Origin of the sequence: Streptomyces filipinensis, assembly GCF_014649495.1 — a bacterium.
Taxonomy (GTDB): Bacteria; Actinomycetota; Actinomycetes; order Streptomycetales; family Streptomycetaceae; genus Streptomyces; species Streptomyces filipinensis.
This window is the reverse complement of the sequence record NZ_BMTD01000020.1, coordinates 1-19,200: the sequence shown is the minus strand read 5'-3', so window position 1 is coordinate 19,200 and position 19,200 is coordinate 1. Positions and strand designations below refer to the sequence as shown.

Annotated in this window: 23 protein-coding genes; 5 read left to right on the top strand and 18 right to left on the bottom strand. The window is 72.8% G+C overall.

The window, feature by feature from the left end; all coding sequences use genetic code 11:
- Window positions 1-11: 11 nt before the first annotated feature.
- The 8 genes from trpB to hisI form a co-directional block, all read right to left on the bottom strand.
- Window positions 12-1,295 carry a tryptophan synthase subunit beta gene (gene trpB / locus IE244_RS33410; RefSeq protein ID WP_191877325.1) on the bottom strand — a complete coding sequence of 428 codons (1,284 nt, stop codon included), beginning with the start codon at window positions 1,293-1,295 and terminating at the stop codon, window positions 12-14.
- A 67-nt stretch (window positions 1,296-1,362) separates the two neighbouring features.
- A complete protein-coding gene (trpM, locus tag IE244_RS33405) occupies window positions 1,363-1,569 on the bottom strand; it encodes a tryptophan biosynthesis modulator TrpM (protein ID WP_191877324.1) in 207 nt (68 codons plus the stop codon).
- 20 nt (window positions 1,570-1,589) lie between these two features.
- Window positions 1,590-2,399, bottom strand: coding sequence for an indole-3-glycerol phosphate synthase TrpC (gene trpC, locus IE244_RS33400; protein ID WP_191877323.1), 810 nt, complete (start codon window positions 2,397-2,399; stop codon window positions 1,590-1,592).
- Between the two features lie 156 nt (window positions 2,400-2,555).
- Entirely contained in the window at window positions 2,556-2,987 is a 432-nt protein-coding gene (locus IE244_RS33395) for a DUF2752 domain-containing protein (RefSeq protein WP_191877425.1), read from the bottom strand.
- Between the two features lie 131 nt (window positions 2,988-3,118).
- The gene (locus IE244_RS33390; protein ID WP_031166392.1) at window positions 3,119-3,379 is read right to left on the bottom strand and encodes an HGxxPAAW family protein; all 261 of its coding nucleotides are present in this window, start codon (window positions 3,377-3,379) and stop codon (window positions 3,119-3,121) included.
- Between the two features lie 171 nt (window positions 3,380-3,550).
- Window positions 3,551-4,189: a TIGR02234 family membrane protein gene (locus IE244_RS33385; protein WP_191877322.1), complete on the bottom strand. Its 639-nt coding sequence runs from the start codon at window positions 4,187-4,189 to the stop codon at window positions 3,551-3,553.
- Window positions 4,190-4,245: 56 nt separating this feature from the next.
- Window positions 4,246-5,739: an anthranilate synthase component I gene (locus IE244_RS33380; protein WP_191877321.1), complete on the bottom strand. Its 1,494-nt coding sequence runs from the start codon at window positions 5,737-5,739 to the stop codon at window positions 4,246-4,248.
- A gap of 11 nt (window positions 5,740-5,750) precedes the next feature.
- A complete protein-coding gene (hisI, locus tag IE244_RS33375) occupies window positions 5,751-6,152 on the bottom strand; it encodes a phosphoribosyl-AMP cyclohydrolase (RefSeq protein ID WP_191877320.1) in 402 nt (133 codons plus the stop codon).
- An 83-nt stretch (window positions 6,153-6,235) separates the two neighbouring features.
- On the opposite strand from hisI, the gene IE244_RS33370 reads away from it, so the two are divergent.
- Window positions 6,236-6,871: a TIGR03085 family metal-binding protein gene (locus IE244_RS33370; protein ID WP_191877319.1), complete on the top strand. Its 636-nt coding sequence runs from the start codon at window positions 6,236-6,238 to the stop codon at window positions 6,869-6,871.
- A gap of 79 nt (window positions 6,872-6,950) precedes the next feature.
- Here IE244_RS33370 and IE244_RS33365 read toward each other — a convergent pair whose 3' ends face one another.
- From IE244_RS33365 to hisD, 10 genes are all read right to left on the bottom strand, one after another.
- A complete protein-coding gene (locus tag IE244_RS33365) occupies window positions 6,951-8,192 on the bottom strand; it encodes an MFS transporter (protein WP_191877318.1) in 1,242 nt (413 codons plus the stop codon).
- Between the two features lie 15 nt (window positions 8,193-8,207).
- Complete coding sequence (locus IE244_RS33360) at window positions 8,208-8,795, bottom strand: ArsR/SmtB family transcription factor (RefSeq protein WP_191877317.1); 588 nt, start codon at window positions 8,793-8,795, stop codon at window positions 8,208-8,210.
- A 122-nt stretch (window positions 8,796-8,917) separates the two neighbouring features.
- Window positions 8,918-9,673 carry an imidazole glycerol phosphate synthase subunit HisF gene (hisF, locus tag IE244_RS33355; RefSeq protein ID WP_191877316.1) on the bottom strand — a complete coding sequence of 252 codons (756 nt, stop codon included), beginning with the start codon at window positions 9,671-9,673 and terminating at the stop codon, window positions 8,918-8,920.
- 6 nt (window positions 9,674-9,679) lie between these two features.
- Window positions 9,680-10,072, bottom strand: coding sequence for a RidA family protein (locus IE244_RS33350; RefSeq protein WP_191877315.1), 393 nt, complete (start codon window positions 10,070-10,072; stop codon window positions 9,680-9,682).
- Window positions 10,069-10,794, bottom strand: a complete 726-nt coding sequence (gene priA, locus IE244_RS33345; protein WP_191877314.1) for a bifunctional 1-(5-phosphoribosyl)-5-((5-phosphoribosylamino)methylideneamino)imidazole-4-carboxamide isomerase/phosphoribosylanthranilate isomerase PriA — start codon at window positions 10,792-10,794, stop codon at window positions 10,069-10,071. The genes IE244_RS33350 and priA overlap by 4 nt, the downstream gene beginning before the upstream one ends.
- A gap of 3 nt (window positions 10,795-10,797) precedes the next feature.
- Window positions 10,798-11,445 (bottom strand): imidazole glycerol phosphate synthase subunit HisH, encoded by a 648-nt coding sequence (gene hisH, locus IE244_RS33340; RefSeq protein ID WP_373305802.1) that lies wholly within the window; start codon window positions 11,443-11,445, stop codon window positions 10,798-10,800.
- Window positions 11,436-11,600 carry a CG2302 family histidine operon protein gene (locus tag IE244_RS33335; protein ID WP_191877312.1) on the bottom strand — a complete coding sequence of 55 codons (165 nt, stop codon included), beginning with the start codon at window positions 11,598-11,600 and terminating at the stop codon, window positions 11,436-11,438. Before IE244_RS33335 ends, hisH begins: the two co-directional genes overlap by 10 nt.
- Complete coding sequence (gene hisB, locus IE244_RS33330) at window positions 11,597-12,190, bottom strand: imidazoleglycerol-phosphate dehydratase HisB (RefSeq protein ID WP_031166423.1); 594 nt, start codon at window positions 12,188-12,190, stop codon at window positions 11,597-11,599. The genes IE244_RS33335 and hisB overlap by 4 nt, the downstream gene beginning before the upstream one ends.
- Window positions 12,191-12,193: 3 nt before the next feature.
- Window positions 12,194-13,300, bottom strand: coding sequence for a histidinol-phosphate transaminase (locus tag IE244_RS33325; RefSeq protein ID WP_191877311.1), 1,107 nt, complete (start codon window positions 13,298-13,300; stop codon window positions 12,194-12,196).
- Window positions 13,297-14,622, bottom strand: a complete 1,326-nt coding sequence (gene hisD, locus IE244_RS33320) for a histidinol dehydrogenase (RefSeq protein WP_191877310.1) — start codon at window positions 14,620-14,622, stop codon at window positions 13,297-13,299. The genes IE244_RS33325 and hisD overlap by 4 nt, the downstream gene beginning before the upstream one ends.
- Before the next feature lie 163 nt (window positions 14,623-14,785).
- On the opposite strand from hisD, the gene IE244_RS33315 reads away from it, so the two are divergent.
- From IE244_RS33315 to ybaK, 4 genes are all read left to right on the top strand, one after another.
- A complete protein-coding gene (locus tag IE244_RS33315) occupies window positions 14,786-16,363 on the top strand; it encodes an oxidoreductase (RefSeq protein WP_191877309.1) in 1,578 nt (525 codons plus the stop codon).
- Window positions 16,364-16,500: 137 nt separating this feature from the next.
- A complete protein-coding gene (locus tag IE244_RS33310) occupies window positions 16,501-17,586 on the top strand; it encodes a hypothetical protein (protein ID WP_229854518.1) in 1,086 nt (361 codons plus the stop codon).
- 11 nt (window positions 17,587-17,597) lie between these two features.
- Window positions 17,598-18,338: an LON peptidase substrate-binding domain-containing protein gene (locus IE244_RS33305; protein WP_191877307.1), complete on the top strand. Its 741-nt coding sequence runs from the start codon at window positions 17,598-17,600 to the stop codon at window positions 18,336-18,338.
- Between the two features lie 31 nt (window positions 18,339-18,369).
- Complete coding sequence (gene ybaK / locus IE244_RS33300; protein WP_191877306.1) at window positions 18,370-18,873, top strand: Cys-tRNA(Pro) deacylase; 504 nt, start codon at window positions 18,370-18,372, stop codon at window positions 18,871-18,873.
- Window positions 18,874-19,200: the final 327 nt, after the last annotated feature.

Below are 19,200 nucleotides of genomic sequence, written 5' to 3'. Positions count from 1 at the left end.
CGCGGCCCCGCTCACTTGGCGTCCCCCTCGATCTCGGCGGTGTCGGCCTGGTCGGCGGCCACCTCGGCGTCGGTGTCGTAGAGCCCGAAGTAGCGGGCGGCGGTGTCCATGTCCTTGTCGCCGCGGCCGGAGAGGTTGACGACGATCAGGCCGTCCCCGCCCAGCTCCCGGCCGACCTCCAGGGCGCCGGCCAGGGCGTGGGCGCTCTCGATGGCCGGGATGATCCCCTCGGTGCGGGACAGCAGGCGCAGGGCCTGCATGGCCGCGTCGTCGGTGATCGCGCGGTACTCGGCCCGGCCGGCGTCCTTCAGGTAGGAGTGCTCCGGTCCGATGCCCGGGTAGTCCAGGCCCGCCGAGATCGAGTACGGCTCGGTGATCTGGCCCTCCTCGTCCTGCAGGACGTAGGAACGGGAGCCGTGCAGGATGCCGGGCTCGCCCGCGGTCAGGGTGGCCGCGTGCTCGCCGGTCTCGATGCCGTGTCCGGCCGGCTCGCAGCCGATGAGGCGGACGCCCTCGTCGGGGATGAAGGCGTGGAAGAGGCCGATGGCGTTGGAGCCGCCGCCGACGCAGGCGATGGCGGCGTCGGGGAGGCGGCCGGCGCGCTCCAGCAGCTGGCGGCGGGCCTCCACACCGATGACCCGGTGGAAGTCGCGGACCATGGCCGGGAACGGGTGCGGACCGGCGACGGTCCCGAACAGGTAGTGGGTGTGATCCACATTGGCGACCCAGTCGCGGAACGCCTCGTTGATGGCGTCCTTCAGGGTGCGGCTGCCGGACTTCACCGCGACGACCTCGGCGCCGAGCATGCGCATGCGGGCCACGTTCAGGGCCTGCCTCTGGGTGTCGACCTCGCCCATGTAGATGGTGCAGTCGAGGCCGAAGAGGGCACAGGCGGTGGCCGTGGCGACCCCGTGCTGGCCGGCGCCGGTCTCGGCGATGACCCGCGTCTTGCCCATCCGCTTGGTGAGCAGGGCCTGGCCGAGCACGTTGTTGATCTTGTGGGAGCCGGTGTGGTTGAGGTCCTCGCGCTTGAGGAACACGCGGGCGCCTCCGGCGTGTTCCGCGAAGCGGGGAACCTCGGTGAGGGAGCTGGGGCGGCCGGTGTAGTTCACCAGCAGGTCGTCGAGCTCGCGGGCGAACTCGGGGTCCTGCTTGGCCTTGTCGTACTCGACGGCGACCTCGTCGACGGCGGCGACGAGGGCCTCCGGGATGAACTTGCCGCCGAACGCGCCGAAATAGCCCTCGGTGCTGGGGACTTGACCCTCCGGGTCAGGGAAGAAGAAATCGCTGGGCATGCCAGAACCTCACGGTGAGTGTGTGGACAACACGGTTCGCCGTGGGGGCGGAGCTTGTCGGACGACCTCAGGCCGGGTGCGGCCGGTCGCGCAGTTCCCCGCGCCCCTTGGGGGCGCGCTGCCATCGACGTCCGTTCACCTGACCGGGCTCGTCACCGATGACGTACCGCACGCGACGGCCGTGGACGCGCCTGGCCGGGGCGCGGCAGCCCCTCGGGCGGCAGCCGCGCGCCAGGCGGGCGTGCCGGTCCACGGTCGTCACGGTGAGAGTCATCGGACCCAGCCTACCGGCGGTCAGCCTCGCCCGTGCCGCAGCGCGGGGTGCTCGCCCGCGGCGACCAGGTCGGCGACGGCGGTCTTCGGGTCACGGCCGGTGACCAGGGACTCGCCGACGAGGACCGCGTCGGCGCCGGCGTTGGCGTAGGCGATCAGGTCGTGCGGGCCGCGGACACCGGATTCGGCGACCTTGACGAGGCGGTCCGGGATCTCCGGCGCGATCCGCTCGAACGTGCCGCGGTCGACCTCCAGCGTCTTCAGGTTGCGCGCGTTGACGCCGATGATCTTGGCGCCCGCCTCCACGGCACGCTCCACCTCGTCCTCGTCGTGCACCTCGACCAGCGGGGTCAGACCGATCGACACCGCCCGCTCGATCAGCGACTCCAGGGCCGGCTGGTCCAGGGCGGCGACGATCAGCAGCGCGAGGTCGGCGCCGTAGGCCCGGGCCTCCCACAGCTGGTACGAGGTGACGATGAAGTCCTTGCGCAGGACCGGGATGTCCACGCGCGCGCGGACGGCCTCCAGGTCGGCCAGCGAGCCGCCGAAGCGGCGCTGTTCGGTGAGGACGGAGATGACGGCCGCGCCGCCCGCCTCGTAGTCCGCGGCCAGCCCGGCCGGGTCGGCGATCGCGGCCAGCGCGCCCTTGGAGGGGCTGGAGCGCTTGACCTCGCAGATCACCTTCACGCCGTCGCCCTTGAGCGCGGCCACCCCGTCCTTGGCGGCGGGGGCCTTGGCCGCGCGCTCCTTGAGCTCGTCGAGGCTGACGCGTGCCTGCCGCTCCGCGAGGTCGGCACGGACTCCGTCGATGATCTCGTCGAGCACACTCACGCGAGCGGCCCCCTTTCAGACGGTGGTTCCTTCAGGCTGGGAAAACCTGTGGTCACTGCGATGGTATCCGCAGCAGCGCGGAGCCCTCGCATCCGGTGGACGCCGGTCCCACTCCCTGGACGTCCCCCGCCTGGTCCCTGGACGTCCCTCGCTCGGTCAGGGATGCAGCCAGCCGCCCGACGGCAGGTTCCGGACGACCGTGAACACCAGCAGCACCGCGCCGGCCGCCCACAGGTGCGCCGGTCCCAGGCCCACCCGCAGGGGCCGGCCGCGGGCCGCGCGGACCGCCCACACGGCCCACAGCACGGCGAAGCCCAGGTAGGCGGCCACGCCCAGCGCGTTGTCGCGCAGGGCGGTGAGGAGGTCGCCGTGGACGAAGGCGTGCGCGCTGCGCAGGCCGCCGCAGCCGGGGCAGTACAGGCCGGTGAGCCGGTACAGCGGGCAGACCGGGTAGTGACCGGGTTCGTTCGGGTCGACGGCACCGACGTAGGCGAAGGCTGCGGCGACGGCCGTGAGGACGGCCGCCGGGACGGCCAGGCGCCGCCACGCGGGTACGGACGCGGTGGGCCAGGGGGCGGTCCGCGGCAGGGGGTGACTGTCGGCGTTCACCCGAGCATTGTCTCCTTTGGGCCGGTGGCGTGCGCGGTGGAACGCCCGAGGGGCGGCCCGCACCCTGTGACAGGTGCCGGGCCGCCCCTCGGGGAAGCAGACAGGTGCGCTCAGCTCTCCGCGCCGGCCGGCTCGCGGGTCGCGAGGGGGCCGTCGGCCATCTTGAGGGGCTTCGGGTCCGCGCCGAGGCCCATGGCCTTCATGATGCCGCCGACCACAGCGCCGCCGAGGATGAGCACCATGCCGGCCCAGAAGCCGACGGTGTTGGCCATCACCATGAAGGCGCCCGCGACGCAGAAACCGATGAAGGAAATGATGACACCGGTCCAGGCGGCCGGGGTGTGACCGTGGCCGTGGCTGCTGCCCGCCATGTCTGTGCTCCTCGTTGCTGTGTACGTGTCCCAGGGGAGCGTCGTACGTGTCGTACCGCTCCGAGCCCGCCCGTCACTGTCCGAGCCGGACGCTCGTCGTCCATTGTCCCGTACGCGCGCCCGTGCCGGACGCGGGGGTGGCGTCTGTTTCACCACACCCGCGGCGCGGGGTCACGCCCCCGTCGGGTCCTCGCCACGGTCCAGGGCCTTCCAGATCTCCTCGGGCCGCTCCGGGTCGACCGGCCGGGCCGTGCGGCGCGGGCGGTCGGTGCCGCGCTCGTAGCGGCCCGACATGGCGGGCCACAGGCTGCCGTAGCGCAGCGCGAGCAGGCCGGCCAGCAGGATCAGCGCGCCGCCGACGGCCGCGACGTACGGCCAGCCGGTGTGGCTGAGCGCGGCGACGGTGGCGGAGGTGTCGCCGCTCGCCTGGGCGGCCTTCTCGTCCAGCGCGGAGCTGTCGGAAGCGGCCACGAGGGCGGCGGCGGCGATGCCGGCGCCGGACAGGGTGAGCAGTGCGGCGACGACGACGCGGCCGGCCCGGCGGACGGCGAAGACGGCGACGAGCGCCGCGAGGCCCACTATGGCGAGGGCCGCGGGGACGCCCGTGACGTCGCTGCCCTTGGCGGTGAGCGGAAACGCGCCGCCGGCCACCGTCGCGGTGCCCGCCGCCCAGCGCTGCCGGGTCGCGAGCAGCGCCACGGCCGCGCCGAGCGCGCCGCACAGGAGGGCCACGGCGAGGCTGCGGCGGCCGGACCGGGCGGGCGCGGCGGCTTGGGTACGGGGGTGAGGTACAGCAGTCACGTACTCCACTATCGCCTGAACCCCGGGCGAACCGTCACCCGGGGTTCGTATGAGAAGCGCCCCACCTAGCCGGAAGCGCCCTGTCTGCCCAGCCGGTTGGCCGTGTGCACCGCCCGCAGGACCGCCGCCGCCTTGTTGCGGCACTCCTGGTCCTCCGCCACCGGGTCGGAGTCCGCGACGATGCCGGCCCCGGCCTGGACGTAGGCGGTACCGCCCCGCAAGAGGGCCGTGCGGATGGCGATCGCGGTGTCGGAGTCGCCGGCGAAGTCCAGATAGCCGACGCAGCCGCCGTACAGGCCGCGCCGGGACGGCTCCAGTTCGTCGATGATCTGCATCGCGCGGGGCTTGGGGGCACCGGAGAGGGTGCCCGCCGGGAAGCACGCGGTGAGCACGTCGAAGGCGGTGCGGCCCTCGGCCACCCTGCCGGTGACGGTGGAGACGATGTGCATCACGTGCGAGTAGCGCTCGATGGACATGAAGTCGACCACCTCGACCGAGCCGGGCTCGCAGACCCGGCCGAGGTCGTTGCGCCCGAGGTCGACGAGCATCAGGTGCTCGGCGCGCTCCTTGGGGTCGGCGAGCAGCTCCTCGGCGAGGGCCTGGTCCTCCTGCGGGGTGGCCCCGCGGGGGCGGGTGCCGGCGATGGGGTGGACCATCGCCCGCCCGTCCTCGACCTTCACCAGGGCCTCGGGGGACGAGCCGACGACGTCGAACCCGTCGAAGCGGAACAGGTACATGTACGGCGAGGGGTTCGTGGCCCGCAGGACGCGGTAGACGTCCAGCGCGCTCGCCGTGCACGGGGTCTCGAAGCGCTGGGAGGGCACCACCTGGAAGGCCTCGCCCGCGCGGATGCGCTCCTTGATGTCCTCGACGGCCACCCGGAAGTCGGGGCCGCCCCACAGCGCGGTGTACTCGGGCAGCTCGGAGGGCGGCAGGACGGCCGGGGGCTGGGGGACCGCGCGCGCGAGGTCGGCCTCCATGGCGTCGAGCCGGGCCACGGCGTCGGCGTAGGCCTCGTCCACCCCGGTGTCCAGGTCGTTGTGGTTGATCGCGTTGGCGATCAGCAGGACCGAGCCCTCCCAGTGGTCCATGACGGCGAGGTCGCTGGTCAGGAGCATGGTCAGCTCGGGGAGCCGCAGGTCGTCGCGCTCGCCGGGGCCGATCTTCTCCAGGCGGCGGACGATGTCGTAGCCCAGGTAACCGACCATGCCGCCGGTGAAGGGCGGCAGGCCGTCCTGGTGCGGGGTGTGCAGGGCCTGGATCGTGGCGCGCAGGGCCGCCAGGGGGTCGCCGTCGACCGGGACGCCGACCGGCGGGGTGCCGAGCCAGTGGGCCTGCCCGTCCCGCGCGGTGAGCGTGGCGGCGCTGCGGACGCCCACGAACGAGTACCGGGACCACGAGCGGCCGTTCTCCGCGGACTCCAGGAGGAAGGTCCCGGGGCGCTCGGCCGCCAGCTTGCGGTAGAGCGCGACCGGGGTGTCGCCGTCGGCGAGGAGCTTGCGCGTGACCGGGATGACGCGCCGGTCGGTGGCGAGCTTGCGGAAGGTCTCTAGGTCCATGGCGGCTGACCTTACTGATCAGTGGTCGGGACGGCGGAATCGGCGTCCTTGAGGAGCACGTCCTCGTCGAAGCAGGTGCGTGCGCCGGTGTGGCAGGCCGCGCCCACCTGGTCGACCTTGACCAGCACGGTGTCGGCGTCGCAGTCCAGCGCGACCGACTTCACCCACTGGAGGTGGCCCGAGGTGTCGCCCTTGACCCAGTACTCCTGGCGGCTGCGCGACCAGTAGGTGCAGCGGCCGGTGGTCAGCGTGCGATGCAGCGCCTCGTCGTCCATCCAGCCGAGCATGAGCACCTCGCCGGTGTCGTACTGCTGGGCGATGGCGGGCAGGAGGCCGTCGGCGCTGCGCTTGAGGCGGGCGGCGATCTCCGGGTCGAGGCTGCTGGGCCGGGGTGCCCCGGTCGTACTGGTCATGGGTGCCATTGTGCCGCGCGGGTACGACAGCGCCGGTGCCGTGTCCACTGCGCGGACTCGGCGGCTGGTCGTAGGCTGACTGCATGTCGACCTTTGCCAAGCGTGAACGGCTGCTGCTCGCCGACCTCTTGGAGACCGTCGGTCCGGACGCCGAGACCCTCTGCGAGGGCTGGCGGACCCGGGACCTGGCCGCGCATGTGATCGTGCGCGAGCGCCGCCCGGACGCGGCAGGAGGCGCGCTGATCAAGCAGCTCGCGCCGCGCCTGGAGAAGGTGATGGCCGAGTACACCGCGAAGCCGTACGAGGAGCTCATCCAGCTGATCCGGACCGGTCCGCCGCGCTTCTCGCCCTTCCAGCTCAAGCAGATCGACGAGGCGGCCAACATCGTGGAGTTCTACGTCCACACCGAGGACGTCCGCCGCGCCCAGCCGGACTGGAGCCCGCGTGAGCTGGACCCGGTCTTCCAGGACACCCTGTGGTCCCGGCTGGAGCGCACCGCGCGGCTGGTGGGCCGGGGTGTGCCGACGGGCCTGGTGCTGCGCCGCCCGGACGGGCAGACGGCGGTGGCGCACCGGGGTGCGCCGGTGGTGACGGTGACCGGAGAGCCGTCGGAGCTGCTGATGTTCGCGTTCGGCCGGCAGAACGCGGCGAAGGTGCAGGTGGACGGCGAGGCGGACGCGATCGCCAAGCTGCACGAGTCCAAGCAGCTGGGCCTCTGACCGGGCGGTCGGGCAGCCGGCGGGGGCCGCACCCGCGGCAATCCGGTGCGACCGGTTCACCCGAAAGGGTGAACCGCGGTCAGCCGGGGAGTTCCGCGCGGCGCAGGGCCGGTACGACGAGGGCGACGAGCCCGCCGAGGCCGCAGACGGCGGCGCTGACCGCGTAGACCGGTCCGAGCCCCCAGGTGCCGATCGCGGCGGCGGCGACGGGCATGCTCAGCGGGGTCAGGCCGAGGCTGATCAGGCTGGAGACTGCGGTGACACGGCCCAGACAGGCGGGGTCGGAGTGGGTCTGCAGCAGGGCCCCGCACAGGGCGCCGCTGAGCCCGGTGAGCAGGCCGACGAACAGGGCCGTCCCCACGGCCGCGGCCAGCGTCGGGACGAAGCCGAGGGCGCCGACGGCCACGGAGCCCGCGGTGCACGCGCACCCGGTGACCAGTCCGGCGCGCGGCAGCCGTCCGCGGACCGTCAGCAGCAGCGAGGCGGCTCCCGCACCGATCCCGAACCCGGCGAGCACCCAGCCCATTCCGGAGGCGCCCCAGCCGCGCCGGTCGGCGAGCAGGGTCAGGCCGACGTTCAGCGGGCCGACGAAGCCGAGGTCGCCGAGGGCGATGGCCAGCATCAGCGGGGCGAGGACGCGGTGCCGGCGGATGTGGCGCAGCCCGGCGCGCAGGTCGCTCCAGACGGTCCCCGCCGCGCCTGGCGTGTCCTCCTTCGGCAGGTCCCGCACCCGTACGGACAGCAGCAGCGGCACGGAGACGGCGATGAGCAGCCCGGCGAGCGCGAAGGCCGCCGCCGCGCCGCCGACGGCCACACCGAGCCCGCCGAGCGGGGCGCCGACCACGCTGGAAAAACGTATGGCGAGGCCGCGCATGCCCTGGACCCGGGCGAGCTGGCCCTTCTCGGTGAGGCGGGCCGGCAGGGCGCCCACGGCGGGCATGAAGACGGCGTCGACGGCGCCGAAGACCAGCGCCAGCAGGGCGAGCGGCCACAGCCCGGGGCGGGTGAGGAAGAGCAGGGCGGCCACGGCGAGGACGGCCGCGCAGCGCACGGCGTCGCTGCCGATGACGACCCGGCGCGGCCCGAGCCGGTCCGCGACGACTCCCCCGCCCAGCATCAGCACGGCCCTGGGCAGCGCACTCGCCGCCATCACGAACCCGGCCTGCGCCGGGGTCCCGGCGCGTACGGCGGCCCAGGACAGGGCGAGGTAGTAGACGTTGTCGCCCAGCATGGAGGAGGTGTAGGCGGCGAGCCAGCGCCGGACGTTGGGGTCGCGGTGGGCCTGCGGCGCGGTCGCCGGCGGGAGGAGTGTGGCGGTCACGCGAGGAGGGTCCTCTCAGACGCGGAACGGGAAGCCGTACACATGCAGCGCGACGTGTTCACGCCCTTCGGTGTCGCCGGCGGCCTCACGGGCGCGCCCCTGCTCGTCGTAGCGCTTGAGCAGGTCGGTCAGGTCCTCCTTGAGCCGGGCCAGCTCCTCGGGGGTCAGCCTGAGCAGTGACTCGGAGTCCGGGGCCGCCTCGTTCCACCGCGCTCCCCAGTGGGTGCGCTCGTCGAGGAACCTGCGGTACATCTCGGTCCGCTGCTCCAGGAACAGGCGCGAGGCCGCCAGGTGGGCCGCCACCTTCTCGGGGGCGTCCTGGAAGTCCTCCTCGCGGATGGAGACGCCGTCGGAGGCCGGTTGCCACCAGCGCTCGCGGGCGTCCGCGCTGCGCGGCTCGGCCCCCTCCACCAGTCCGTGCTCGGCGAGCTTGCGCAGGTGGTAGCTGACCAGGGAGACGGCCTCGTCCACCTGCTCGGCGAGCTGGGACGCGGTGGCCGCCCCGGCGATGAACAGGAGCCGGTAGAGCTTCATACGCAGGGGATGCGCGAGCGCCTTGAGGGTGCCGATGTCGGTGATCCGGTGGTTCTCCTTGCCTGCCATGTCCACGACTGTAGAAGCGAAAGAAAAATTGCACAACTGATTTTGCGCAACTTCTCTTTCGCATCTGGTCCGAAGAAGGCCCCGGCCACCAGAGGCGACCGGGGCCCGCGCTCAGCGCGGCGTCACCGCACCGGGTGGCCCGCCTCGCGCAGCGTCTGCTTCACCTCGCCGATCCGCAGATCACCGAAGTGGAAGACCGACGCGGCCAGCACCGCGTCCGCGCCCGCCCGGACGGCCGGCGGGAAGTCGGCCAGCCTGCCGGCGCCGCCGGAGGCGATCACCGGGACGGTCACGTGCGTGCGGACCGCCGCGATCATCTCCAGGTCGTAGCCGTCCTTGGTGCCGTCCGCGTCCATCGAGTTCAGCAGGATCTCGCCCGCGCCCAGCTCGGCGGCCCGGTGCGCCCACTCCACGGCGTCGATGCCGGTGCCGCGCCGGCCGCCGTGGGTGGTCACCTCGAACGCACCCGACTCGGTGCGGCGCGCGTCCACCGACAGCACCAGCACCTGCCGGCCGAAGCGCTCGGCGATCTCACGGATCAGGTCGGGGCGGGCGATCGCGGCGGTGTTCACGCCCACCTTGTCGGCACCCGCCCGCAGCAGCTTGTCCACGTCCTCGGCCGTGCGGACGCCGCCGCCGACCGTCAGCGGGATGAACACCTGCTCGGCGGTGCGGCGCACCACGTCGTACGTCGTCTCCCGGTTGCCGGAGGACGCGGTGATGTCCAGGAACGTCAACTCGTCGGCGCCCTCGGTGTCGTACACCTTGGCCATCTCGACGGGGTCACCGGCGTCACGCAGGTTCTGGAAGTTGACGCCCTTGACGACCCGGCCGTTGTCCACGTCCAGGCAGGGGATGACTCGGACCGCCAGGGTCATGACTGCTCAGGCTCCTCTGAATGCTTCGAGTTCCACTTCGACCAGGATGCGCGGGTCGACGAACCCCTCGACGACCAACAGGGTCGACACCGGGCGTACGGAGTCGAAGATCTCCTTGTGCGCCCGGCCGACGGCGTCCACGTCCCGCGCATGGGTCAGGTACATCCGCGTCCGGATCACGGACCCGATGCCGAGCCCGAACTCACCGATCGCCTCGACGGCGCTGGTGAAGGCCACCTTGGCCTGTTCGTACGGGTCGCCCTCGCCGTACAGCACATCGCCCCGGAAGGACGTCGTGCCCGCCACCAGCACACGGTCGCCCGCCGCGACGGCACGTGCGAAACCGAAACTCTCTTCCCAGGGACTTCCGCTCTGCACGCGCCGCACGGCATCCGTCATGACGACACAGCCTCCAAGGCCTCTTCCAGGGTGAACGCCTTCGCGTACAGGGCCTTCCCGACGATGGCGCCCTCGACACCGAGGGGTACCAGCTCGGCGATGGCGCGGAGGTCGTCCAGGGACGACACGCCGCCGGAGGCCACGACCGGGCGGTCGGTGGCGGCGCACACGTTCTTCAGCAGCTCCAGGTTCGGGCCCTGGAGGGTGCCGTCCTTGGCGATGTCCGTGACGACGTAGCGTGCGCAGCCCTCCTTGTCCAGGCGCGCCAGCGTCTCGTAGAGGTCGCCGCCGTCGCGGGTCCAGCCACGGCCGCGCAGGGTGGTGCCGCGCACGTCCAGACCGACGGCGATCTTGTCGCCGTGCTCGGCGATGACCTTGGCGACCCACTCGGGGGTCTCCAGGGCGGCGGTGCCCAGGTTCACGCGCGTGCAGCCGGTCGCGAGGGCGGCGGCCAGGGAGGCGTCGTCGCGGATGCCGCCGGACAGTTCCACCTTGATGTCCATGGCCCCCGCGACCCCGGCGATCAGCTCACGGTTGTCGCCGGTGCCGAAGGCGGCGTCCAGGTCGACCAGGTGCAGCCACTCGGCGCCGGAGCGCTGCCAGGCGAGGGCGGCCTCCAGGGGGGAGCCGTAGGAGGTCTCGGTCCCGGACTCGCCGTGCACGAGACGGACGGCCTGGCCGTCGCGGACGTCGACGGCGGGGAGGAGTTCGAGCTTGGCCATGGTCTACAGGGTTCCGATCCAGTTGGTGAGGAGCTGGGCGCCGGCGTCGCCGGACTTCTCGGGGTGGAACTGGGTGGCCCACAGGGCGCCGTTCTCCACGGCGGCCACGAACGGCTTGCCGTGCGTCGACCAGGTGACCTTGGGGGCGGCGATCAACGGGTTGTGGCTCTCCAGGGACCAGTCGTGGACGGCGTAGGAGTGCACGAAGTAGAAGCGGGCGTCGGCGTCGAGGCCGGCGAACAGCTCCGAGTCGGCGGGGGCCTCCACGGTGTTCCAGCCCATGTGGGGCACGACGTCGGCCTGGAGCGGCGCGACCGTGCCGGGCCACTCGTCCAGGCCCTCGGCCTCCACGCCGTGCTCGATGCCGCGCGCGAACAGGATCTGCATGCCGACGCAGATGCCCATCACGGGCCGGCCGCCGGACAGCCGCCGGTCGATCACCCAGTCACCGCGCGCCGCGCGCAGCCCCTGCATACAGGCGGCGAACGCGCCGACACCCGGCACCAGCAGCCCGTCGGCGTTCATCGCCTTGTCGAAGTCACGCGTGATCTCGACATCGGCGCCCACGCGCGCGAGGGCGCGTTCGGCGGACCGGACGTTGCCGAAGCCGTAGTCGAAGACGACCACTCGCTTGGAAGCGCTCAATTCCACACCTCCAGCCGCATGACGCCCGCGACGAGGCACAGGCCCGCGCCGATGGAGAGCAGCACGATGAGGCTCGTGGGCATCTTCTGCTTGACGAAGGAGACGATGCCGCCGACCAGGAAGAGGCCGACGACGATCAGCAGGGTGGAGAGGCTGTTCACAGGGCGCCCTTCGTGGAGGGAAGAATGCCGGCCGCGCGCGGGTCGCGCTCGCTGGCGTAGCGCAGGGCCCGGGCGAGCGCCTTGAACTGGCACTCCACGATGTGGTGCGCGTTGCGACCGTAGGGCACGTGCACGTGCAGCGCGATCTGCGCCTGGGCCACGAAGGACTCCAGGATGTGCCGGGTCATCGTGGTGTCGTACTCACCGATCATCGGCGCCATGTTCTCGGGCTCGGTGTGCACGAGGTAGGGGCGCCCGGACAGGTCGACCGTCACCTGGGCGAGGGACTCGTCCAGCGGGACCGTGCAGTTGCCGAACCGGTAGATGCCCACCTTGTCGCCGAGCGCCTGCTTGAAGGCGGCGCCGAGCGCGAGGGCGGTGTCCTCGATGGTGTGGTGGGAGTCGATGTGCAGGTCGCCGTCGGTCTTCACGGTCAGGTCGAACAGACCGTGCCGGCCGAGCTGGTCGAGCATGTGGTCGTAGAAGCCGACGCCGGTGGCGATGTCGGTCCGCCCGGTGCCGTCGAGGTCTATCTCGACGAGGACGGAGGTCTCCTTGGTGGTGCGCTCCACGCGTCCAACGCGGTTCATGCCTTACAGCTCCTTCTTCAGTTCCCGGACCGCGTCGAGGAACGCGTCGTTCTCCTCGGGGGTGCCGGCGGACACCCGCAGCCATCCCGGTACGCCGTTGTCCCGGACCAGGACGCCCCGGTCGAGGATCTTCTGCCAGGCCTCGTGGGCGCTCGCGAACCGGCCGAACTGCACGAAGTTCGCGTCCGACTCGGTGACCTCGTAACCGATCGCGCGCAGCTCGGCGACCAGCCGGTCCCGTTCCGACTTCAGCTGCTCCACGTACCCCAGCAGGGTGTCGGTGTGCTCCAGGGCGGCCAGGGCGGTCGCCTGGGTGATCGCCGACAGGTGGTACGGCAGCCGCACCAGCTGTACGGCGTCCACGACCGCGGGGTCGGCGGCGAGATAGCCGAGGCGCAGACCCGCCGCGCCGAACGCCTTCGACATGGTCCGGGAGACGACCAGGTGCGGGCGGCCCGCGAGCAGCGGCAGCAGCGAGTCGCCGTGGCTGAACTCGATGTAGGCCTCGTCCACGATCACCATCGACGGCTTGGCCGCCTGGGCCGCCTCGTACAGCGCGAGGACCGTCTGCGGCGGGACCGCGTTGCCGGTGGGGTTGTTGGGCGTGGTGATGAAGACGACGTCCGGCCGGTGTTCGGCGATGGCCCGTTCGGCGGCGGCGAGGTCGATCGTGAAGTCCTCGTTGCGCGGACCCGCGATCCAGCCGGTACCCGTGCCGCGTGCGATGAGCGCGTGCATCGAGTACGACGGCTCGAAACCGATCGCCGTACGGCCCGGTCCGCCGAAGGTCTGCAGCAGCTGCTGGATGACCTCGTTGGAACCGTTGGCGGCCCACACGTTCTCGATGCCGAGCGGGTGCTTGCCGGTCTTCGTCAGGTAGGCGGCCAGCTCGGTGCGCAGCTGCACCGCGTCCCGGTCGGGGTAGCGGTTCAGGTCGCGGGCTGCCTCCCGCACCCGCTCCGTGATCCGCTCGACCAGCGGCTCGGGCAGCGGGTAGGGGTTCTCGTTGGTGTTCAGCCGTACGGGGACGTCCAACTGGGGCGCGCCGTAAGGGGACTTGCCCCGCAGCTCGTCCCGTACGGGAAGATCGTCGATCCTCACGTCGCTCACTTGCTCTCGGGTACCTTCCAGCCGAACCTCGCCTTGACCGCCGCGCCGTGCGCCGGCAGGTCCTCCGCCTCCGCCAGCGTCACCACGTGGTGCGCGACCTCGGCCAGCGCGTCCTTGGTGTAGTCGACGATGTGGATACCGCGCAGGAAGGACTGCACGGACAGGCCCGAGGAGTGGCAGGCGCAGCCGCCGGTGGGCAGGACGTGGTTGGACCCGGCCGCGTAGTCGCCGAGGGAGACGGGGGCCCAGGGGCCGATGAAGATCGCGCCCGCGTTGCGGACCCGGTCGGCGACCCGGGACGCCTGAGCGGTCTGGATCTCCAGGTGCTCGGCACCGTAGGCGTCGACGACCCGCAGGCCCTCCTCGATGCCGTCGACCAGCACGATCGCGGACTGCCGGCCCCGCAGCGCGGGCACGATCCGGTCCTCGACGTGCTTGGTGGCGGCGACCTGCGGCTCCAGCTCCTTCTCCACCGCCTCCGCCAGCTCGACGGAGTCGGTGACCAGCACGGCCGCCGCGAGCGGGTCGTGCTCGGCCTGGCTGATCAGGTCCGAGGCCACGTGCACCGGGTCGGCGGTGTCGTCCGCGAGGATCGCGATCTCCGTCGGGCCGGCCTCGGCGTCGATGCCGATCCTGCCGGTGAAGTAGCGCTTGGCGGCGGCGACCCAGATGTTGCCGGGGCCGGTGACCATGTTGGCGGGCGGGCAGGACTCGGTGCCGTGGGCGAACATCGCCACGGCCGTGGCCCCACCGGCGGCGTAGACCTCGTCCACGCCGAGCAGCGCGCACGCGGCGAGGATCGTCGGGTGCGGCAGCCCGCCGAACTCGGCCTGCGGCGGGGAGGCGAGTGCGATCGACTCGACGCCGGCCTCCTGCGCCGGGACCGCGTTCATGATCACGGACGAGGGGTAGACGGAGCGGCCGCCCGGCGCGTACAGACCGACGCGGTCGACCGGCACCCACTTCTCGGTGACGGAGCCGCCGGGCACCACCTGGGTGGTATGCGTCGTACGCCGCTGCTCGCGGTGGACCAGGCGGGCGCGGCGGATGGACTCCTCCAGGGCGGCGCGCACGGCCGGGTCGAGGGCCTCCAGCGCGTCGGTGAGCGCCTGGGCCGGGACACGGACGGATTCCAGCCGTACTCCGTCGAACTTCTCGGCGAAGTCGATCAGCGCCGCGTCGCCACGATGATGCACGGCCTCGCAGATCGGGCGCACCTTCTCCAGGGCGGCCTGAACGTCGAAGTCGGCTCGGGGCAGCAGGTCGCGCAGGGCGGGGCCCTCGGGAAGGGCGTCGCCGCGCAGATCGATTCGGGAGATCACAGTCCCAATTCTCTCAGACCGGCGTCACGAGCCGTGGGCGCGTATCAATGGCTGATACAGAACGTGGCCGAACTCGGAAGATCACCCTCACCTTTAGTGTTCCGGACGTCACCCAGCGGGCATGAACGGCTGTACGAAAGTACGGGACCAGGAGAGGACGAAGGTGACCGAGGGGGCCGGCGTCGTCGCCGGGGAACTGCCGGACGAGCTGACCGCGACCGAGGCGGGCATGTGGCAGGCCTTCCGCAACGGCAGTGTGTACGACCTGAGCAGCGGGGACGCCGTCGTGGACGACCCCCACGGCGCGCACCCCTGGGGCCCGGAGCGCACGGTGCGGGCGCGGATCGTGGCCTGGCTGCTGCTGGACGGTCCGCCCGCGCTCGCGGGGCGGGTGTCCTCGCTGAAGCTGACCGGCATGCGGATCACCGGCACGCTGGACCTCTCGGGCGGCACGGTACGGCCCTACGTCGAGCTGCGCGGCTGCCGCTTCGACAAGGAGGTCCTGCTGCCGGAGGCGCGGTTCACGACCCTGCGCCTGGTGGAGTGCGCGGCGCCCCGGCTGGAGGCCGCCCGGGTGCACACCGAGGGCGACCTGCATCTGCCGCGCTGCCGCTTCCAGAACGGGGTCCGGCTGACGGACGCGCAGATCGGCACCGACCTGCTGCTCAACCAGGCGGTGGTGTACCGCGACCGCAGCGGGCGGTCGATCGCGGCGGACGGCCTGACCGTCGGCCAGGACCTGCAGGCGGAGCTGCTGGAGTCGCACGGCGAGCTGAGTCTGCGTGCCGCGCAGATCGGCGTCTCGCTCAGTCTGCGCGGTGCGAAGCTCGACAACCCGTACTCCCGGTACGCCCTGAACGCGCCCCAGCTGACCGTCGAACGGACCCTGTACCTGACCCCGGCCGGCGTGGGCAGCCCGCTGCTGAGCGGCACGACACCCGCGCGCGGGACACGGATCCAGCCGTTCGAGTGCCGGGGCGGGCTGCGGCTGGACGACGGGCGGTTCGGGGACGCCGTCGACCTGGAGCGGGCGCGGTTCGTCCTCACCGAGGACCAGGTGCTGTCGCTGCGCCGGGTGCAGACGCCGGAGCTGCGCTTCCTCGGGGACGCACCGCAGCGCGGCCAGGTGCTGCTGTCCGGGGCGCGGATCGTCAACCTGGTGGACCGCGCGGCCAGCTGGCCGGGCCCGGGCAGCCTGCACATGGGCGGCTTCACCTACGAGAACCTGGTCCCGCGGGGCCCGTTCCCGCTGACCCGGCGCCTGGGCTGGGTGGCGGCGGCCACCGCCGAGTACAACCCGGAGCCGTACGAGCGGCTGGCCGCCGTGCTGCGCTCGGCCGGCGAGGACGAGGACGCCCGGGAGGTGCTGCTCGCCAAGCAGCGCCGGCGCCGCGAGACGCTGCCGCCGGCCGCCAAGGTGTGGGGGTTCGTGCAGGACTGGACGGTGGCCTACGGCTACCGGCCGGGCCGGGCCGCCGTGTGGATGGCGGTGCTGTGGGCGGCGGGCACGCTGGCGTTCGCGCACGCGGACCATCCGCCGGTGAACCACGACGGCCATCCGTACTGGAGCCCCGCCCTGTTCACGCTGGACCTGCTGCTGCCGGTGATCGACCTCGGCCAGGTCGGCCAGTGGCAGCTGCGCGGCGGCTGGCAGTGGCTGGCGGCGGCGATGGTCCTGCTGGGCTGGATCCTGGCGACGACGGTGGCCGCGGGGGCGACCCGGCTGCTGCGGCGGGGCTGACCCGGGGACGGGGCAGCGGCGGGCCACGCCGGAACAAAAGTCGAACAGTCGCCCTTTACCGGGCCTTGACCCTGGACCGTACAACTTTCCGCGACTTGACCGAAGCGACTGGCGCACCGCCGACCTGCGGACTTTCAATGGACGGCACCATGGCTCTGCTGCCCTCGTTCATCCGCCCCACTCGGATGACCAAACGCTCCGCGCGCCCGGCCGGCCGTCCGCCGGCCGGGGACGAGCCCGTGCTCGACGCGCCCGACGACCGGCTCTCGCCCGCGCTGGTCGCGGCCGGCCGGGGCGAGTACGACGCCGCGGCCCGCCTGCTGGCCGGCACCCGCGCCGCGGCCGCCTGGGAGAACCACGACCGGTATGTGCGGCGCCTGGCCGCGTTCGCCGGCTCACGTCCCGAGTGGTTCGAGCTCTGGCGCGCCACCGCCCCGCAGGACCCCGGTCTGCTGGTGGTCCAGGCGCAGCTGGCGGTGGACCGCGTCTGGCCCTCGCCGGCCCGCGCCGAGCTGCTGCGCGAGGTGAGCCCGCTGATCACCGCCGCCGCCCGCGCCGACGACCGCGACCCGGTGCCCTGGCGGATCGCGCTGGACCACGCGCGCGGCTCACGGGCCGGCCACCGGTACTTCGAGGAGCTGTGGGAGGCCGCCGTCCGGCGCGCCCCGCACCACTACGGCTGCCATGTCGCCGCCCTGCGCTACCTGGCCGCCTCCTGCTGTGTCCGCTGGGGGGACACCCCCCACGCCCCGCGGGCCTCGCACCGCGAGTGCTTCGACTTCGCCGACCAGGCCGCGCAGGACGCCCCGGCCGACGCGCTCGTCCAGGCCCTGCCGGCCCGGGCCGCCTTCGGCTGCCTGACGGACGGCTGCGGTCCCGAGGTCCCGCGCCCCCGGCTGGACGCCGCGGCGGACCGGGCGCTCGCCTTCTCCGCGCGTTTCCCGGCGGCCGACCCGTGGCCCGCCGAGATCCGCAACAAGCTCCTGTACGTCCTGATGCGCCTGGAGCGCTGGGAGGACGCCCGCAACCAGCTGCGCCTGATCGGCCCGTACGCCACGTCCTTCCCCTGGGAGCGGTTCTCCGACGACCCGCTCGGCCACTTCCTGCGGCTGCGCGAGCACCTGCTGTCCCCGGGTTCCCGGCCCTTCCCCGCGGGGCTGATGACCTGGTCCCAGGCCCCCCTCGGCCGGCACGGCGGACACGACCGCGCCGGTGACCACTAGGCTGGGGCGCCGTGACCACCGTCCGTCTCCCGCTCTTCCCGCTGAACACGGTGCTGTTCCCGGGACTCGTGCTGCCGCTGAACATCTTCGAGGAGCGGTATCGCGCCATGATGCGCGAACTGCTCAAGACCCCGGAGGAGGAGCCGCGCCGGTTCGCCGTCGTGGCCATCCGCGACGGCCACGAGGTGGCGCCGAGCGCCCCCGGCATGCCGGACCCCACCGCACAGCCCGAACGCGGGCCGTCCGCCGGCTTCGGCCCGGATCCGCTCAAGGCCTTCCACGGGGTGGGATGTGTGGCGGACGCGGCGACCATCCGGGAGCGGGCCGACGGCACCTACGAGGTGCTGGCGACGGGTACGACCCGGGTGCGGCTGCTGTCCGTCGACGCCTCGGGCCCGTTCCTGACGGCGGAGCTGGAGGAGCTGCCGGAGGAGCCGGGCGACGAGGCGGGCGCGCTGGCCGAGGGGGTGCTGCGCTCCTTCCGCCAGTACCAGAAGCGGCTCGCGGGCGCCCGCGAGCGGTCGCTGTCCACGGGCACGGACCTGCCCGACGACCCGTCGGTGGTGTCCTACCTGGTGGCGGCCGCGATGGTGCACGACACGCCGACCAAGCAGCGGCTGCTCCAGGCGCCCGACACCGCGTCCAGGCTCCGGGACGAGCTGAAACTCCTTCGCTCCGAGACGTCCATCATCCGTAGTCTTCCCTCGCTGCCCGCGTTCGAGCTGACGCGGACGCCGACGAGCCTGAACTGACCTGAGGACCGAGGGAACGCGCGCGACACCGATGGCGAAGAAGACGAAGAAGCAGCAGCAGTCCGGGGGCACTCCCGCGACGGTCGCCCTGTCGTCGGCCGGCCTGGACTTCACGGTCCACTCCTACGACCACGACCCCTCCCACCCCTCCTACGGCGAGGAGGCGGCCGAGGCCATGGGCGTGTCCCCCGACCGCGTCTTCAAGACCCTGGTGGCGGACGTCGACGGCACCCTGACGGTGGCGGTGGTCCCGGTGTCCGGCTCCCTGGACCTGAAGGCCCTGGCGGCGGCGGTGGGCGGCAAGCGGGCGACGATGGCCGACCCGACGCTGGCGGAGCGCACCACGGGGTACGTACGGGGCGGCATCTCCCCCCTCGGGCAGCGCAAGCGACTCCCGACGGTCCTGGACGACTCGGCCGGGACGCACGAGACGATCTGCGTGTCGGCGGGCCGGCGCGGCCTGGAGGTGGAGCTGGCACCGGGAGATCTGGCAAGCCTGACGAACGCGGTACTGGCCCCGATCGGCCGGGCCTGACGAAGGCACTGCCCGAGCGAACCGACCGCGCCTGACGCGGCAGTGGCCGAGCGGACCCGGCGGGACCGACAGACGCCCACGGCCGAGCCCGGTGGCCCGCACGGACAGGTGCCGTGGCCCAGCGGACCCCGCGGCGCGGGCGAACGCCGTGGCCGACGACGGACTGACGGACGCCGTGGTCGATCCGGGCCGCTGGTGCAGACGAACGCCATGACGGGGCCAGCCGGCCGACGCACACGAACCCCACGACCGAGCCGACCGGCCGACGCACACGAACCCCACGACCGAGCCGACCGGCCGACGCACACGAACCCCACGACCGAGCCG

Excerpts from the sequence above, each read along its gene's own strand:
- trpB (WP_191877325.1), bottom strand. The coding sequence starts at position 1,295 with ATGCCCAGCGATTTCTTCTTCCCTGACCCGGAGGGTCAAGTCCCCAGC.
- trpM (WP_191877324.1), bottom strand. The coding sequence starts at position 1,569 with ATGACTCTCACCGTGACGACCGTGGACCGGCACGCCCGCCTGGCGCGC.
- IE244_RS33390 (WP_031166392.1), bottom strand. The coding sequence starts at position 3,379 with ATGGCGGGCAGCAGCCACGGCCACGGTCACACCCCGGCCGCCTGGACC.
- IE244_RS33380 (WP_191877321.1), bottom strand. The coding sequence starts at position 5,739 with ATGGACCTAGAGACCTTCCGCAAGCTCGCCACCGACCGGCGCGTCATC.
- hisI (WP_191877320.1), bottom strand. The coding sequence starts at position 6,152 with ATGACCAGTACGACCGGGGCACCCCGGCCCAGCAGCCTCGACCCGGAG.
- IE244_RS33370 (WP_191877319.1), top strand. The coding sequence starts at position 6,236 with ATGTCGACCTTTGCCAAGCGTGAACGGCTGCTGCTCGCCGACCTCTTG.
- IE244_RS33360 (WP_191877317.1), bottom strand. The coding sequence starts at position 8,795 with ATGGCAGGCAAGGAGAACCACCGGATCACCGACATCGGCACCCTCAAG.
- hisF (WP_191877316.1), bottom strand. The coding sequence starts at position 9,673 with ATGACCCTGGCGGTCCGAGTCATCCCCTGCCTGGACGTGGACAACGGC.
- IE244_RS33350 (WP_191877315.1), bottom strand. The coding sequence starts at position 10,072 with ATGACGGATGCCGTGCGGCGCGTGCAGAGCGGAAGTCCCTGGGAAGAG.
- priA (WP_191877314.1), bottom strand. The coding sequence starts at position 10,794 with ATGGCCAAGCTCGAACTCCTCCCCGCCGTCGACGTCCGCGACGGCCAG.
- hisB (WP_031166423.1), bottom strand. The coding sequence starts at position 12,190 with ATGAACCGCGTTGGACGCGTGGAGCGCACCACCAAGGAGACCTCCGTC.
- IE244_RS33310 (WP_229854518.1), top strand. The coding sequence starts at position 16,501 with ATGGACGGCACCATGGCTCTGCTGCCCTCGTTCATCCGCCCCACTCGG.
- ybaK (WP_191877306.1), top strand. The coding sequence starts at position 18,370 with ATGGCGAAGAAGACGAAGAAGCAGCAGCAGTCCGGGGGCACTCCCGCG.